Raw genomic sequence first — 14,323 nt, 5'->3', positions numbered from 1 at the left:
CATGCGCCGGGGTGGCGCAGCGCCCGCGCTAGCGTTCATGCCGGTCTGGCATGCGCGTCGACCACGGTGCGGCCATGATTGATCGCGGCGTCCACCGCCATGCCCGGGCTGGACACGAAGCCGCCCGATGCGAACAGCGGCACGACATAGGGTTCGCCAAGACGATCCTGATCACCCGCGAGTTCCACGGCCACGGTGGCAGTGAAAGCAGGCCGGCTCGAACCGCCTACCGAAATGCGCGACACCGCGGCAGTCAGGCGGTAGCCCTTGTAAACCATGTTGTTGTGAAGCATAAGCCTCCCGTCATTGATCAAAAGGCCCCATGGGGCCTTCATTCACAAGGTGCGGATTTGCGTGGCGTGGGGGCCTTTGGCGCCCTGGGCCGTAACGTAGCTGACGCGCTGGTTTTCAAGCAGCACCTTGTGGCCGTCGCTCACGATTTCCGAAAAGTGGGCAAACAAATCCTTGCCGCCGTTCTCGGGCATGATGAAGCCAAAGCCCTTGGCATCGTTGAACCATTTGACGATTCCGGTTTCCATAATCCCTTCCTTTAAATAGCGGGCAGCGCCCGCGAATTGAGCCTGTCAAGGAAAGGACTGCGAACAATGAAGCGCCCCGCAGTGGGGGAGCAAGACCGGACGAAAATCACGATGCTCGAAAAGCTTCAAGTCCACTATGGGTGCAGGGGCAACTTATGTCAATCGGCGTTTCCAATTACCACCCTTATTGGATCTGGTCGCATCTATTGCCTGCTTTTCGCGCAAAAGCGGCCTTATATCCCGAAGAAATCACGTTATTCATGCGTTAAAGCGTCTTTATGCGTTACACCCGGGGCTTTTTCATACGGCCCCGCGGCAAAGCGCGTATCCTGCAAGGATGGTGCTTGAACGCGCGTCCCTCGCCGCATCGCCATGCCCAGGAGCACGGCCATGAACAAGCAGCCGCAGCAGCACTCGCACGATTCGCAGTTTTCGACGCCCTCTTATTACGACTTCCCTCTTTACGACTTCCCTCGCCCCGTCCGCGCGCTACCGGCAGCGCTCACGTGAGCGCGTTCAGGCGTTCTGTCGCGCGCTTCGCCAACGCTTGCGTCAAACTGCTGCCCAGCGCCTCGAGCCCGCCGCCGGGCGGAACGCCACGCAACGCATCACACGCGGATGCCCGGCCCAGCCACGCTGCGATCTCATCGCCCTGGCGCATCTACCGCATCTACGCGCGCCCCGACCATCTGCTGATCCGCAATGAACATGGGCAGATTCTCGACCTGGGCATCATGAAGGGCAGCGAGCCCAACCTGGCGTACCGCTTGAATGCCCGGAACCTGCAGGGCCAGGGCTTCGCCACGCGCACCCTGCTGCTGGACGACATCGCGCGTCGCATCGAAGCCGGTGAAATCGGCCGCGAACTGCTCACGCTGCCCGAATGCAGCATGCCGCTGGGCGCCGACCTCGATCGTGGCACCCATACCGACGTTTCCATGAAACTGGCGCGCTAGCCAGTCTGCGACGCGAGCGCGTCAGAACGTCGGCAGCCGCTTCAGGCAGACATCGGCCACCGCTACCACCGCCTTTTCCAGCCGCTCGCGCTCGGCGGCGGGGCCGGCGCTGATCAGCAGCTGTTCGTAGCGCTGGAAATCCTGCAACGGCACCTTGGCCTGCAGGCCGTCCAGCACGCATTGGCAATAGCCCTTGGCCTTCGCATCGACATTGCCCAGGTCCGCGGGCGCCTTGGCCTTGAAGGCTTGCACGCAGGACCCATAGGTGGCGCGCTGCACCTCGGCCGGATATTCCACTTTCTTGCTGCAGGCGGCAAGCAGCGACAGCGCCATCACGCATGCGCCCAAGGCGCGGCACGACCCGATCGGCATGGCATTTTCCTGGTCCTGGACACGAAGACCCGATTTTGGCACGAGCGGCTGGGGCTGTCCTCTTGCGACGGTCCTGTCGCAGCTGCCCGCTTGCGACCGCCCTATCGCGGCGGTCCCGCAGTTGCCGCCGCCTTGGCGCGCGTGCTACAAGACGGCCCGTTGCCCCTTCCCCTATCGCCCCATGTTTTCAGTCTCGGCACTCAGCCTTTTCGTGGCCGGCATCGCTCTGGTGCTGGCCATGCCCGGCCCCACCAATACCCTGTTGGCCGCGGCCGGCCTGCGTCAAGGCTTTGCCCGCTCGGCGCGGCTGACGGGTGCCGAATTGGCCGGCTATCTGGTGTCGATCACGGTCTGGGGACGTTTTCTGGGCCAGGCCGCGCAGATCGTGCCGTGGCTGCCGACGGCAGTGCGCATCGCCAGCAGCGTGTACATCGCCTGGCTGGCCTGGCGCATGTGGCATGCGGCGCGTGCCGTGCCATCGGCCGCGCAACAGGTCATCGGCCTGCGCACCCTGTTCACGGCCACCTTGCTCAATCCCAAGGGCATCCTGTTCGCCAGCACGATCTTTCCCGCGGCGGCGTTCACCAGCTTGAGCGGCTATGCCATCTGCATGGCCGTGTTCTCCATGCTGCTGGTCCCCATCGGCCTGGGCTGGGTGCTGTTCGGCGCCATGCTGGGCGGCGAGCGGCTCAAGGGAATCGACCCGGCCCGGATGCAGCGTGCGGCCTCGATCGTGCTGGGCGCGTTTTCGGTCACGGTGGCCTGGTCGGTCTTCAAGTAGGCGCAAGAAGTAGGCGCAAGACCCCGGGCGCAAGAACGGGCCGCGAAAGCGCCAGCAAGCGCAAGAACCGGATAGCCCGCGCGCGCGGCGATGCCTATCGTTCCAGGGTCAACCTCCCTCAAGGATCGATCATGCATCAATTGGCTGGCAAAGTTGCCATCATCACGGGCGCCAGTTCCGGAATCGGCTATGAAACGGCAAAGCTGTTTGCGCGCGAAGGCGCGCGGCTCGTGCTGGTGGCGCGGCGGCAAGCCGAACTGGACAAGCTGGTGGCCGACATCGAAGCCATGGGCACGCATGCCGCGGCGCTGGCCGGCGACGTGCGCGACGATGCGCTGGCACAAGCCGCGGTAGCCACCGCCCTGGACCGCTTCGGCGGGCTGGATATCGCCTTCAACAATGCCGGCATGACCGGCGACGCGACACCCGTGCACGAGGTCTCGCCCGAGGCCTGGCGCGAGATCCTGGACACCAACCTCACCAGCGCCTTTCTCGGCGCGCGCCACCAGATTCCCGCCTTGCTCGGCCGTGGCGGCGGCTCGTTGATCTTCACGTCCACGTTCGTCGGCCACACGGCCGGCTTTCCCGGCATGGGGGCCTATGCGGCCAGCAAGGCCGGCCTGATCGGACTGACGCAGGTCATTGCGGCGGAATATGGCGCGCAGGGCATCCGCGCCAATGCCCTGCTGCCCGGCGGCACCGATACGCCCATGGGCCGCGCCTCGATGAATACGCCCGAAGCGCGCCACTACGTCGAAAGCCTGCACGCGCTCAAACGGCTGGCCACGCCCGCCGAAATCGCGCGGTCAGCGCTGTACCTGGCCTCGGACGCGTCCAGCTTCACGACAGGTACGGCGTTGCTGGTGGATGGCGGGGTGTCGATCAACCGCGGCTGACAGCCACCGCCCGCCGCTCCGCCACGGGCGGGTGCGGCGGGTCTGTGCCCTATCAGGCCGCCAGGCGCAGGTCGTCGAACTGCACCTTGCCGCCCTGCACCACCAGCGGAATCCGTTCGCCCTGGCCCAACAGGCACGACACGTCGCGCAGCGGGTCACCATCGACCACCAGCAGGTCGGCCATGGCCCCCGGCGCGATGCAGCCCAGCTTGCCCTGCATGCCCAGCACCTCGGCGCCCACCTGCGTCGCGCTGGCGATCACGGCCTGCGCCCCCAACACCTCGGCGCGCAGGCGGAATTCGTCGCTCTGCAAGCGCTGCGACGGCCCCAGCAGGTCGCTGCCGTAACCCATCTTCACGCCCGCATCGCGGTAGATCTCCAGCGAGCGCAGCCCCGCATCGCGCACCTGCGAAATCTTGGCCACGCTTTCCGGCGGCAGGCCGAAGTCGCCGCCCTCGCTGGCCAGCGCTTCGTAGGTCACCAGCGTCGGCACCGCGTAAGCCTGGCTTTGTGCCATCAATCGTGCCGTTTCGGCATCGACCAGGTTGCCGTGCTCGATGGTGCGCACGCCGCAACGCACCGCGCGGGCGATGGCTTCGGCGGTGTAGGCATGGGCCAGCACATAGGTCTGGCGACCGCGCGCCTCGGCCACGATGGCGCGGATCTCGTCTTCGGAATAGCCCCACGCGCCCACCGGGTCGGTCGGCGAGGCCACGCCGCCCGACGCCATGATCTTGATCTGGTCCGCGCCCATCTGCAGTTCCTGGCGGACGGCGCGGCGCACCGCGTCCACCCCGTCCGCCACCCGCGCCAACGCCCCGACCCGCACGCAGCACGGACACGGTGAATCGTCGTTCAGGAAATCGCTGCGGGCCCGCATGTCGCCATGGCCGCCGGTCTGACTGAGCGCACGGCCGGACACGAACAGCCGCGGCCCCTGCACCAGCCCCAGCTCGACCGCCTGCTTGAACGCGTGACCCGCGCCACCGGCATCGCGCACCGTCGTGAAGCCGCGCCGCAGCATGCCGCGCAGGATCGGCGCCGACCGGAACGTGACCAGCACGTTGGGCATGTACACCTGCTGCGCCAGGTTCAGTTCCACCGCGATCACATGCACGTGCAGGTCGATCAGGCCGGGCATCAGGGTCTTGCCCTTCAGGTCGATCACCCGCGCCGAGGCGGCCTGCAAGGGTCGGTCGGACACTTCCTTGATGAGGCCGTCTTCCACCAGCACGTCGTGATCGCCCTGCAATTCTGCCCGGGCCGGGTCCAGCAATGCGGCGTTCTTGAACAATAGGGTTTGCATGAGGTTCCCGCGATCAAAGGGTGAGTAATGCCGGCAGCACCGCCGGCAGCGCCAGTTGCGCATACGGGCGACACGCGGCAGCGTCGGCGGGGCCGTACCAATGGGCTGCGTGCAGCAGGTTCAGCGACCCGAGCGTGCGGCCGCGCCAGCGGATCGGCATGTTCAGCACGCTCTGGCAGCCCAGGGAATCGATCAGCGCGTGGTCCGAAAACACCTGCCGCAGGTCGTCCAGCGTGTGCCCGATATAGGCTTCGCCACGATCCAGCACCGCTTCGGTCCACGGCCCCTGCGCCACGGTCTTGCTGCCGCCGGCCGGGTAGGCATCGGGCAGGTTGGAATACAGGCGCGTCGCCAGCGCCGTGTCGGGGTCGTAGGCCAGGATGGTGAACAGCCGGTGGCCGATCTGCGCGGCCAGCGCGCGATCGACGGCGGCGAATACCGCCTGCGGCTGATCGGTGGCGGCATGGGCGCTTGCCACGGCGTCCAGTTCGGGCGCCACCGGTGCCGGCGGGCTTGTGCGGGTCATCTTCATTGTGCTTCTCCAGCGGCGATTTCCTCGAGCGAGCGGCCTCGGGTCGGCACGCCCATCAACACGACCACGGCGGCACCCAGCAGCAGCACGATGGTCGTGATGCCGAATACCCCCATGAAACCGAAATTCGGATACAGATAGCCCACCAGGATCGGCGACACGATTGCGCCGACCCGCCCGATGGCCGACGCCAGGCCTGCACCGGTGGTCCGCACGGCCGTCGGGAAGACCTCGGCGGTGTAGGCGTAAACGCCGGCATAGGTGCCGTTCATGAAGAACGACATGCAGATGCCGGCCAGCATGATCTGCTCGTTGCTGCTGGAAAACGCCAGGCCCAGCGCACTGGCCCCGCCCAGCAGCATGTAGGTGGCGATCGTGGCCTGGCGCCCGATCTTCTCGTTGAACCAGGCGGCGCTGAAGTAACCCGGCACCTGCGCGCAATAGATCGCCAGCGAATACGAGAAGCTCTTGGTGATGCTCATGCCGGTCTCGACCAGCAGGCCCGGAATCCACACGAAGAACGAGTAGTAGCTGAACGTGATCGACAGCCACATGATCCACGTCATGATGGTGATGCGGGCCTGGCGTCCGGCCAGCAGCAGCATGAAGTTCTCGCGCAGCGTGCCGCTCTTGCCGGTCGCCCCGGCCGGTTCGGGTTGCGGTGCGGCCAGCGTATGGCCCCGCCGTGCGAAATCGGCTTCGATTTTTTCCAGGATGCGCGAGGCCTCGTCCGTGCGCCCCCGGCTTTCCAGCCAGCGCGGCGACTCGGGCAGCGCCCGACGCCACCACAGCAGCATCACCACCGGCAGCGCCGTGATCACCAGCACCATGCGCCAGCCCTCATCGTGCGCCGGCACGATGAAATACCCCAGCAACGCCGCCGCCACGAACCCGAACGAGAAAAAGCCCGCCAGCGATCCCGTGAAACTGCCGCGAAACCGCCGGGCCACGAATTCGGCCAGGTACGGCGCGATGATGGCGCTTTCGGCGCCGGTGCCGATGCCCGCCACGATGCGCGCGGCAAAGAACGGCGGCCAGCTGTTCACGAAGGCGCTGACCAGCGAGGCGACGCAGTACAGCGCCAGCGCCCAGATCATCACGGTCCGACGTCCGATCAGGTCGCCCAAGGTGCCGGCCAGCAAGGCGCCAAAGAAGAAGCCGATATAGGTACTGCTGCCCAGCAGGCCGATCTGCACGCTGGACAGTTCCCAGGTCTTGCGCAGCACCGGCAGGATGAACGCCAGCACCGCGGCGTCCATGGCATCGAACATGTAGCCCAACCCGCCCATCAGCAGCAGGTGTCTATGGAAATGCGCGAACGGCAGACGCTCGATGCGTCCCGAAATCATGGACATGCGGTTCCCCTTGGTCGACGGCTTGGGCCGTACTGGATGAGAGAACGCATGATAGGCACGCGTGGTTTTATCGCACCAATTTATAGTTATGATGCCCTGCATCACCAATGTGAATGACCTGCCATGACCTTCCGTACACTCGACCTGAACCTGCTCAAGGTGTTCGAAGCCCTGATGACGGAAGGCAGCGTCACGCGCGCCGCCAATGCGTTGTTCATGACCCAGCCGGCCGTCAGCAACGCGCTGGCCCGCTTGCGCGACGGGCTGCAAGACCCGCTGTTCGTGCGGTCCGGCAACGGCGTCATGCCGACCCAGCGCGCCGCCGTGCTGTGGGCCGAGCTGGGCGAAGCCCTGGGCCGTATGCGCGGCGCCCTGGACGCGCAAGCCTTCGACCCGGCCCTGGCTTCGGTGGAATTCAGCCTGTCGATGTCCGACTACACCGCCGGCGTCGTCATGCCGCGCCTGTGCAACCATCTGGCGCAAGTGGCCCCGCTGGCGCGCGTGCGCACGATGCCCAATACCGTCCTGAACATCGCCGACCAGCTCGAAGACAACCGCGTCGACTGCGTGCTGAGCGTCTACGTGAACGAAGCCCAGCACGCCAACCACATCCGCTCGCGCTCGTTGTGGCGGGTGGACTATGCCTGCTTCATGCGCGCCGGCCATCCGCTGGCCGCCATGAAGCGCCTGAGCACCCGCGCCTTCCTGGCGGCGCGCCACGTCGACGTCAGCCTGGCCGGCACCGCCTTGCCGTCCTACGACATCTACCTGGCCGCACGCGGCCTGTCACGCAACGTGGTGGCCACCGTCAACCACTATGGCGTCGCCTACGAGATGGTGCGCCATTCCGACATGCTGGCCGTGCTGCCGCGCAACCTGGGCGCGCAATCGCCGCATGCGCCCTACCTGCACACCATGCCGCTGCCCCTGCACGCCCCGCCGCGGATCCTGAGCCTGTTCTGGCATCAACGCAACGACACCGTGCCGGCGCAGCGCTGGCTGAGACAGACGCTGGTGGACATGTTTGCGAGCGGGGAGAATGCGACGTAAATACACCGGACATCGTCCTGTAAGACTTGCGCCGCCTTGCGCCTGCCGGTAGGTCCACGTAAATATGAAGCCAGGCTTCTACCGGAACGTGATGGCATGCGAAAGAACTCTCCGACTATTCCTGTGGGACACATTCCCGCCGACGGTACGATTCCGCACGAAGTCGTCATGCTGATGAGTGGCAACGGCTGGAGCATCGCACGTGCCTGGCGCGAATACCTGGGAGTGACCCAAACCGACATGGCGATTCGTCTGGGCATAAGACAACCCAGCTACGCCGCGATGGAAGCACCGGGTGCCAACCCCAGACGAAGCACGCGCGAGCGGATCGCTGCTGCGCTGGGTATCCAATTCGATCAAATCGACGTGTAAAACAGACAAATGCACGGCTCGGTAACGAGGCAACGCTGAAGCGCCGATTACACTCGTCATCCCGCGATCTCTACCCCCAGCCCCACCATGACGTCCCAGCCCGCCTATCCCGCCGCCATCGACCCCGACCTGGTCGGCGAATACCCCGCCCTGACCCATTCGGGCGGCGGCTATTTCTATGACGACGTGCTGGAATACCGGGTGTGGGTGCATCCCCATGCCGGCGGTGAAGACCTGCACGAGGGCGATGATTATTACTACGCCTTTGCCACCTTCGAAGACGCCGCCGAATGCGCGGATGAAACGCCGGGCGCCGAGCATCCGCTGGTGCTGGTGCGGCAACGGGAATGCATCGGCGAGCCGACGCCGGGTGTGTTCGAGCATGTCACCGTCGAACGCATCACCGAGTGGCGCGTGGAATGGCTGGCGGACTGCAAGCGTACCGCCAACTCGATCCCCGACTTCCTGCGTAGCCGGGGCCAATAGAGCCTGCGGGCGCAGGCCCCGAGCCCTAGCTCATGTACACGCCGTCATTGATGGCGTAGTTGGCGCCGGTCACGAACGCCGCCTCGTCCGAGGCCAGCCAGGCGCACAGCCCGGCCAGGTCTTTGGCTGTGCCCAGCCGGCCCACCGGCACGCTTTCGATGATGCGGTCCAGCAGCGCGGGCGGAAACGCCTTGACGGTATCGTCGGCGATGAAGCCGGGCGACACCAGGTTGACGGTCACACCGCGCGCGGCCACTTCCTGCGCCAGCGACCGGGTGAAGCCGATGACGGCACCCTTGGCCGTGGCGTAGTTGATCTGGCCGATCTGGCCCTTCTCGGCGGCCACCGAACCGATGTTGATGATGCGGCCCCAGCCGCGGTCGGCCATGCTGTCGACCACTTGCTTGGTGCTGTTGAACAGCGTGTCCAGGTTGCTGCGCAGCACCGCCGACCAGTCGGCATGGCTCATCTGGCGAAAGCGCATGTCCAGCATCGCGCCGGCGTTGTTGACCAGCACGTCGATGTCGCCGACCTCGCGGCGCACCTTGGCAAAGGCGGCCTCGGTCGAGACCCAGTCGGTGGCGTCGCCTTCGGACGCGATGAAGTCGTAGCCCAGCGACTTCTGTTCCTTCAGCCAATGATCCTTGCGTGACGAGCGCGGTCCGCAGCCGGCGACGACGCGGTGCCCCGCGTGGTGCAGCGCCTGGCAGATCGCGGTGCCCGTGTGGCCCATTCCGCTGGTGACGTAAGCAATGCGCAAAGCCATGAACGACCTCCTTTGAAGAAACAGGTCAGGCGACGGCGCCGACCAGGGGGAACAGACCGAATGCCAGGGCGGCCGCCAGCATCACCAGGCAGACCAGCGTGGCCCACTTGAGCGAATAGCGCTGGTGGTCGCCGAATTCCACGCCGGCCAGGCCCACCAGCAGGTAGGTGGACGGCACCAGCGGACTGAGCAAGTGCACGGGCTGGCCAATCAGGGACGCGCGCGCCATTTCCACGGGGGTGATGCCGTAGCCCTGGGCGGCTTCGCTCAGGATGGGCAGCACGCCGAAGTAGAAGGCGTCGTTGGACATGAAGAAGGTGAACGGCAGGCTGACCAGCGCGGTGATGCCGGCCAGGTAGGGGCCGAGCGCGTCGGGAATCACGGCCAGCAGGCTGCGCGACATGGCTTCGACCATGCCGGTGCCGGACAGGATGCCGGTGAAGATGCCCGCCGCGAAAATCAGCGACACCACCGACAGCACGTTACCGGCGTGTTGCGCCACGCGGCGGCGCTGTTCGGCCAGGTTCGGGTAGTTGATGATCAGCGCAATGGCGAAGGCGATCATGAACAGCACGGGCAGCGGCAGCACGCCCAGCACCAGGCTGACCATCAGGGCCAGGGTCAGGCCGGCGTTGACCCACAACAGCTTGGGGCGGCGCAGGTCATGGTCGACTTCGATCTCGGGCAAATTCTTGGGGCCGTCTTCGTCGTAGCCGGCATGCAGCGAGGCGCCTTCCGGCAGGGCCAGCACGCCCAGGCGGCGGCGCTCGCGCAGGCCCAGGAAGAAGGCCAGGATCAGAATGGCAACAATGGCCACGCCCATGACGGGTACGAGCGGCACGAAGATGTCGCCGGCATCCACGTGCAGGGCGCTGGCGGCGCGCGCGGTGGGGCCGCCCCACGGCGTCAGGTTCATGACGCCGCTGGCAAGCATGGCCAGGCAGGTCATGGACAGGGCGTTCATCTTCAGGCGCCGGTACAGCGGCAGCATGGAGGCGACGACGATCATGTAGGTGGTCGAACCATCGCCGTCCAGCGAGATGACGAGCGCCAAAACGGTGGTGCCGACGACGATCTTCAGGGGGTCGCCTTTGACGGCGCGCAGGATGCGGCCGACGATGGGGTCGAACAGGCCGGCGTCGATCATGACGCCGAAGTAGAGAATGGCGAACATCAGCATGACGCCGGTGGGCGCGATCTTGCGGATGCCGTCGAGCATCATTTTGTCGATGCCGGCGCCGAAGCCGCCGAGCAGGGCAAAGATGATGGGCACGAGAATCAGGGCAACCAGGGGCGACAGGCGCTTGGTCATGATCAGCGTCATGAACGTGATCACCATGCCGAAGCCGAGCAGGGTCAGAAGCATGAGGGGGGTATCTCCGACTAGTCGTTGTTATGTGCGGCCTTGGCTTGCAAGGCGCTGGGGCGCAAGACTAGGAAGAAAAGCTGTCTGGAACCTGTCGGAAATATTGGGGTCGGGGCGGGTTGGGGATTGTTGCTGGTGGGAGTGGTAGGTATGTAGGCCGTCCGGGGTGGTCGCTGCGCGCTTGCGGGGGTCGTGTGGTGCTCGGTGCTGGGGGTGTGAGTTTGGGGATTTTTGTGACAGATTGAACGTTGGCTGGTGGCTGGTCGGGCGGGGGTCGGCGGTGGGGGGCATGCGACAATTTGGGGATGCGGATACTCGTTATTGAAGATGATGAAGATTTGGCCGACGCGCTCGTGCGACGATTGCGGCGGCTCGGGCATGCCGTGGATTTTCAGGGTGATGGGCTCAGTGCGGATGGTGTGTTGCAGTACGAGACCTTTGATCTGGTGATTCTGGATATCGGGTTGCCGCGGATGTCGGGGTTTGATGTGTTGCATCGGTTGCGGGACCGGGGCAGCAAGACGCCGGTGTTGGCGTTGACGGCGCGGATCGATATTGAGGATCGGGTACACGCGCTGGATACAGGGGCCGATGATTACCTGGCCAAGCCGTTTGATTTTCGTGAGCTGGAAGCGCGGTGCCGGGCGTTGTTGCGGCGGCCCAGTGCGCAGGCGGCGGGGGTGTTGCGGTTTGGGGAACTGGTGATCGATAGCGCAGCGCGGCATGTCAGCCTGGCGGGGCAGCGGATTGAATTGCCCAAGCGTGAATACAGCCTGCTTGAGATTTTGCTGGCGGGCATGAACCGGGCGGTGAGCAAGTCCGAGATCGCGAACAAGCTGTTTGCGTTCGATGACGACGCGGCGCCGAATGCGATCGAGGTCTATATCGCGCGGCTGCGCAAGAAGCTGGAAGGGTCGCCATTGCGGATCGAGACGCAGCGGGGCACGGGGTATCTGCTGACGGCGGTGGACGGGGCTGGAGCGGTCCCCGCCGACACGGCCCCCTTGCGCAACACCGACTCGGCGTCACCGGGTGCGGCGACGGCATCGGCGCCCTTGCCCGAGCCTTCGCGAGACTGATTCGTGCAACCCCGGCGCATCTCCGTTCGCCGTCGCTTGCTGGCGATGCTGCTGGCGCTGTTCGTGGCGGGGCTGGGTGCGCTGTATCTGCTGGTGCGCGGCTATGCGCAGCAGACGGCCGACACGACCTATGACCAGTTGCTGCGCGCGTCGGTGCTGTCGATGGCCGACAGCCTGCAACTGGTGCAGGGCGACTGGCAGATGGACATGCCATATGCGGCGCTGGCGCTGCTGGAACAGGCGCCGCGCGACCGGGTGTTCTACCGGGTGGCGGCGGCCGATGGCGGCTTGATTTCCGGGTATGCCGATTTGCCGGCGCCGCCTGCGCGCGGTGCGGACACGGCCGATACGCCGCAGTTGTATGCGGCCAGCTACCAGGGCCAGCCGGTGCGGGTGGCCTGGATGGAGCGCAAGGTGGCCGGCCCGCGCGCGACCGAAGCCGCACGCATCCAGGTGGCGCAGACGCGCGAGGCGCGCGATGCGCTGGCCGACAGCATTCTGTGGCAAGGCACGCTGGCGTTGATCGGTTTTACGGCCGCGGCCTTGGCGCTGGCCTATTGGGGCCTGCACCGTTCGCTGTCGCCCATCCAGCGCATCGAACGCGAACTGGCCGGGCGCAGCGCGTCGGACCTGCATCCGATTGCGGCGCCGGTGCCCGAAGAACTCGACACGCTGGTGCATTCGCTGGATGGCTTCATGGCGCGCCTGTCGGAAAACCTGGATACGCTGCGCCTGTTCATCGCCGAGGCGGCGCACCAGTTGCGCACGCCGCTGGCGGCGCTGCATGCGCAGATGGAAGTGGCGCTGGACGAGGAAGACCCGGCCGAACAGCGCCGCAGCCTGCTGGCCGTGCTGCGCAATGCCGAAAAGCTGTCGCGGCTGGTCAACCAGCTGCTCAGCGACGCCAGTGTCATTCACCGCAGCAACCTGCGCAGGTTCGAACCCGTGGACCTGGCCGAGCTGCTCAGCCAGGCGGTGTACGACACCGTGCCGCAGGCGGATCCGCAGCCCGATGTGCGGCTGCACCTGCCGGACGCGAACACCCCGCCCGCCCGCGTGCCCGGCGACAGCCTGATGCTGCGCGAGGCCTTCAAGAACCTGGTCGACAACGCCCTGCGTCACGGCGCATCGACGGACGGACACATCGACATCCGGCTGGAACCTGACGACGGGCACTGGCGCATCACCGTCTCCGACTGCGGGCCCGGCATCGCGCCCGCATTGGCGCACAGCGCCTTTGAACGTTTTTCGCGTGGGCCCAATCCGCGCACGCCAGGCGCGGGCCTGGGGCTGTCGATCGTCAAGCGCGTGGTCGACATTCACCAGGGCCGGCTCAGCCTGAGCAACCGGCCCGAGGGCGGCTTGCAAGCCCAGGTCATTCTGCCGGTCAAACGCCATGACGCTTAGACGCTCTACCCTGGCCCGCCTGGCCGCCGCCTGCGCCGCCCTGCTGCTGGGCACGGCCAGCCAGGCCGTCGAAACCAGCGGCGACGGGCTGACGCTGGGCCCCGCCGCGAGCAAGCAGGTGCTGGTGGTGCACGCGTCCAACAGCGTGCAGGTGTTTCGCGGCGTGCTGGAAGACTTCAGCCGGCTCAATCCCGGCGTGCGGCTGGAATACACGGAACTGTCGACCCAGGCGCTGTACAGCGACACCGTGGCGCGGGCGTCCCAGGCGCCCGCTGCCAAAGCCGGCCCGGACCTCATCATCAGCAGCGCCATGGACTTGCAGACCAAGCTGGTCAACGATGGCCATGCCCAGCCCCATGTATCGCCCGAGACGCGCGCCCTGCCCGCCTGGGCCAACTGGCGCGATGAGGTCTTCAGCATCGGCACCGATCCCATCGTGATGGTCTACGACACCCGCAAGCTGGACGCCGCCCGCGCGCCGCGCACCCGCCGCGACCTGCTGGCGCTGCTGCAAGCGCCCGACCAGCCGCTGGCCGGCCGGATCTCGACCTACGACGTGGAAGGCAGCGGCATCGGTTACCTGGCCGCCACGCAGGACGCGCGCCTGGACAGCCTGGCCGGCGCCCTGCTGGCCGCCTTCGGCCGCAACCGCGTCGCCGTGCACGAATCGACCGAAGACGCCCTGGACAAGCTGCAACGCGGCGAGATCACCCTGGCCTACAACCTGCTGGAATCCTATACCCGCCACCGCATCGCCCAAGGCGCGCCGCTGGCCGTGATCTATCCGCAGGACTACACCCTGATGCTGTCGCGCTCGGCCATCATTCCGCGGCAGGCGCCGCGCGCGGACCTGGGCGCCCGATTCCTGGACTACCTGCTGTCGCCGCGCGGGCAAGAAATGGTCGCGCGGCAATCCGGCATGCGGCCGGTGGGCGCGTCCGTGATTCCGGCGGCGGGGGTGCGGCCGGTGGGGCTGGGCGTGGGCTTGCTGGTCTACCTGGACCCGCTGAAAAAACGCCACTTCCTGGATGTGTGGCGAGCCGCCGCACAGCCTCGGTAG

17 protein-coding genes are annotated in these 14,323 nt (G+C 66.3%); 9 read left to right on the top strand and 8 right to left on the bottom strand.

Annotated features, from left to right (window positions below; genetic code table 11):
• Nucleotides 1–35: 35 nt before the first annotated feature.
• On the bottom strand, nt 36–293 hold the full coding sequence (locus U858_RS0109970) for a hypothetical protein (protein WP_025137013.1): 258 nt from the start codon (nt 291–293) through the stop codon (nt 36–38).
• A 42-nt stretch (nt 294–335) separates the two neighbouring features.
• On the bottom strand, nt 336–539 hold the full coding sequence (locus tag U858_RS0109965; RefSeq protein ID WP_025137012.1) for a cold-shock protein: 204 nt from the start codon (nt 537–539) through the stop codon (nt 336–338).
• 506 nt (nt 540–1,045) lie between these two features.
• Between U858_RS0109965 and U858_RS0109955 the strand changes: the two genes are divergently transcribed.
• Nucleotides 1,046–1,495: a hypothetical protein gene (locus U858_RS0109955; protein ID WP_025137011.1), complete on the top strand. Its 450-nt coding sequence runs from the start codon at nt 1,046–1,048 to the stop codon at nt 1,493–1,495.
• A 21-nt stretch (nt 1,496–1,516) separates the two neighbouring features.
• On the opposite strand, the gene U858_RS0109950 is transcribed toward U858_RS0109955, so the two are convergent.
• Nucleotides 1,517–1,867, bottom strand: coding sequence for a hypothetical protein (locus U858_RS0109950; RefSeq protein ID WP_025137010.1), 351 nt, complete (start codon nt 1,865–1,867; stop codon nt 1,517–1,519).
• Nucleotides 1,868–2,048: 181 nt separating this feature from the next.
• On the opposite strand from U858_RS0109950, the gene U858_RS0109945 reads away from it, so the two are divergent.
• Together U858_RS0109945 and U858_RS0109940 are read left to right on the top strand one after the other, a co-directional pair.
• Nucleotides 2,049–2,648, top strand: a complete 600-nt coding sequence (locus U858_RS0109945) for a LysE family translocator (protein ID WP_025137009.1) — start codon at nt 2,049–2,051, stop codon at nt 2,646–2,648.
• A gap of 131 nt (nt 2,649–2,779) precedes the next feature.
• The gene (locus U858_RS0109940; RefSeq protein WP_025137008.1) at nt 2,780–3,544 is read left to right on the top strand and encodes an SDR family oxidoreductase; all 765 of its coding nucleotides are present in this window, start codon (nt 2,780–2,782) and stop codon (nt 3,542–3,544) included.
• Nucleotides 3,545–3,596: 52 nt separating this feature from the next.
• Here U858_RS0109940 and U858_RS0109935 read toward each other — a convergent pair whose 3' ends face one another.
• The 3 genes from U858_RS0109935 to U858_RS0109925 are packed head-to-tail and all read right to left on the bottom strand — an operon-like array spanning nt 3,597 to nt 6,737.
• The gene (locus U858_RS0109935) at nt 3,597–4,850 is read right to left on the bottom strand and encodes an amidohydrolase family protein (RefSeq protein WP_025137007.1); all 1,254 of its coding nucleotides are present in this window, start codon (nt 4,848–4,850) and stop codon (nt 3,597–3,599) included.
• A gap of 13 nt (nt 4,851–4,863) precedes the next feature.
• Nucleotides 4,864–5,376 (bottom strand): GAF domain-containing protein, encoded by a 513-nt coding sequence (locus U858_RS0109930; protein ID WP_025137006.1) that lies wholly within the window; start codon nt 5,374–5,376, stop codon nt 4,864–4,866.
• Between the two features lie 2 nt (nt 5,377–5,378).
• The gene (locus U858_RS0109925; RefSeq protein ID WP_025137005.1) at nt 5,379–6,737 is read right to left on the bottom strand and encodes an MFS transporter; all 1,359 of its coding nucleotides are present in this window, start codon (nt 6,735–6,737) and stop codon (nt 5,379–5,381) included.
• 123 nt (nt 6,738–6,860) lie between these two features.
• Between U858_RS0109925 and U858_RS0109920 the strand changes: the two genes are divergently transcribed.
• The 3 genes from U858_RS0109920 to U858_RS0109910 all read left to right on the top strand — a co-directional run bounded on the left by U858_RS0109920 (nt 6,861) and on the right by U858_RS0109910 (nt 8,645).
• Nucleotides 6,861–7,787: a LysR family transcriptional regulator gene (locus U858_RS0109920; RefSeq protein WP_025137004.1), complete on the top strand. Its 927-nt coding sequence runs from the start codon at nt 6,861–6,863 to the stop codon at nt 7,785–7,787.
• Nucleotides 7,788–7,883: 96 nt separating this feature from the next.
• Nucleotides 7,884–8,159 (top strand): helix-turn-helix domain-containing protein, encoded by a 276-nt coding sequence (locus tag U858_RS0109915; protein WP_025137003.1) that lies wholly within the window; start codon nt 7,884–7,886, stop codon nt 8,157–8,159.
• 87 nt (nt 8,160–8,246) lie between these two features.
• Nucleotides 8,247–8,645 (top strand): hypothetical protein, encoded by a 399-nt coding sequence (locus U858_RS0109910; protein WP_029953706.1) that lies wholly within the window; start codon nt 8,247–8,249, stop codon nt 8,643–8,645.
• Nucleotides 8,646–8,670: 25 nt separating this feature from the next.
• Here the strand turns inward: U858_RS0109910 and U858_RS0109905 are convergent, their stop codons facing one another.
• Nucleotides 8,671–9,411, bottom strand: a complete 741-nt coding sequence (locus tag U858_RS0109905; RefSeq protein ID WP_025137002.1) for an SDR family oxidoreductase — start codon at nt 9,409–9,411, stop codon at nt 8,671–8,673.
• Nucleotides 9,412–9,436: 25 nt separating this feature from the next.
• Nucleotides 9,437–10,777, bottom strand: coding sequence for a CitMHS family transporter (locus U858_RS0109900; RefSeq protein ID WP_025137001.1), 1,341 nt, complete (start codon nt 10,775–10,777; stop codon nt 9,437–9,439).
• 305 nt (nt 10,778–11,082) lie between these two features.
• Here U858_RS0109900 and U858_RS0109895 point away from each other — a divergent pair, with 305 nt between their 5' ends.
• From U858_RS0109895 to U858_RS0109885, 3 genes are read left to right on the top strand one after another with little or no spacing between them, the layout of a single operon-like run.
• A complete protein-coding gene (locus U858_RS0109895; protein WP_025137000.1) occupies nt 11,083–11,856 on the top strand; it encodes a response regulator transcription factor in 774 nt (257 codons plus the stop codon).
• Between the two features lie 3 nt (nt 11,857–11,859).
• Nucleotides 11,860–13,263, top strand: a complete 1,404-nt coding sequence (locus U858_RS0109890) for a sensor histidine kinase (RefSeq protein WP_025136999.1) — start codon at nt 11,860–11,862, stop codon at nt 13,261–13,263.
• Nucleotides 13,253–14,323: an ABC transporter substrate-binding protein gene (locus tag U858_RS0109885; RefSeq protein ID WP_029953703.1), complete on the top strand. Its 1,071-nt coding sequence runs from the start codon at nt 13,253–13,255 to the stop codon at nt 14,321–14,323. Before U858_RS0109890 ends, U858_RS0109885 begins: the two co-directional genes overlap by 11 nt.

Source organism: Achromobacter sp. DH1f (genome assembly GCF_000633435.1).
Lineage (GTDB): Bacteria > Pseudomonadota > Gammaproteobacteria > Burkholderiales > Burkholderiaceae_B > Achromobacter > Achromobacter deleyi.
This window is presented reverse-complemented; position numbering and strand designations above follow the sequence as displayed.

What these genes read in the sequence shown, in the direction of transcription:
- U858_RS0109970 (WP_025137013.1), bottom strand. Translation starts at nt 293, where the DNA reads ATGCTTCACAACAACATGGTTTACAAGGGCTACCGCCTGACTGCCGCG.
- U858_RS0109965 (WP_025137012.1), bottom strand. Translation starts at nt 539, where the DNA reads ATGGAAACCGGAATCGTCAAATGGTTCAACGATGCCAAGGGCTTTGGC.
- U858_RS0109950 (WP_025137010.1), bottom strand. Translation starts at nt 1,867, where the DNA reads ATGCCGATCGGGTCGTGCCGCGCCTTGGGCGCATGCGTGATGGCGCTG.
- U858_RS0109945 (WP_025137009.1), top strand. Translation starts at nt 2,049, where the DNA reads ATGTTTTCAGTCTCGGCACTCAGCCTTTTCGTGGCCGGCATCGCTCTG.
- U858_RS0109940 (WP_025137008.1), top strand. Translation starts at nt 2,780, where the DNA reads ATGCATCAATTGGCTGGCAAAGTTGCCATCATCACGGGCGCCAGTTCC.
- U858_RS0109935 (WP_025137007.1), bottom strand. Translation starts at nt 4,850, where the DNA reads ATGCAAACCCTATTGTTCAAGAACGCCGCATTGCTGGACCCGGCCCGG.
- U858_RS0109930 (WP_025137006.1), bottom strand. Translation starts at nt 5,376, where the DNA reads ATGACCCGCACAAGCCCGCCGGCACCGGTGGCGCCCGAACTGGACGCC.
- U858_RS0109925 (WP_025137005.1), bottom strand. Translation starts at nt 6,737, where the DNA reads ATGTCCATGATTTCGGGACGCATCGAGCGTCTGCCGTTCGCGCATTTC.
- U858_RS0109920 (WP_025137004.1), top strand. Translation starts at nt 6,861, where the DNA reads ATGACCTTCCGTACACTCGACCTGAACCTGCTCAAGGTGTTCGAAGCC.
- U858_RS0109915 (WP_025137003.1), top strand. Translation starts at nt 7,884, where the DNA reads ATGCGAAAGAACTCTCCGACTATTCCTGTGGGACACATTCCCGCCGAC.
- U858_RS0109910 (WP_029953706.1), top strand. Translation starts at nt 8,247, where the DNA reads ATGACGTCCCAGCCCGCCTATCCCGCCGCCATCGACCCCGACCTGGTC.
- U858_RS0109905 (WP_025137002.1), bottom strand. Translation starts at nt 9,411, where the DNA reads ATGGCTTTGCGCATTGCTTACGTCACCAGCGGAATGGGCCACACGGGC.
- U858_RS0109900 (WP_025137001.1), bottom strand. Translation starts at nt 10,777, where the DNA reads ATGCTTCTGACCCTGCTCGGCTTCGGCATGGTGATCACGTTCATGACG.
- U858_RS0109895 (WP_025137000.1), top strand. Translation starts at nt 11,083, where the DNA reads ATGCGGATACTCGTTATTGAAGATGATGAAGATTTGGCCGACGCGCTC.
- U858_RS0109885 (WP_029953703.1), top strand. Translation starts at nt 13,253, where the DNA reads ATGACGCTTAGACGCTCTACCCTGGCCCGCCTGGCCGCCGCCTGCGCC.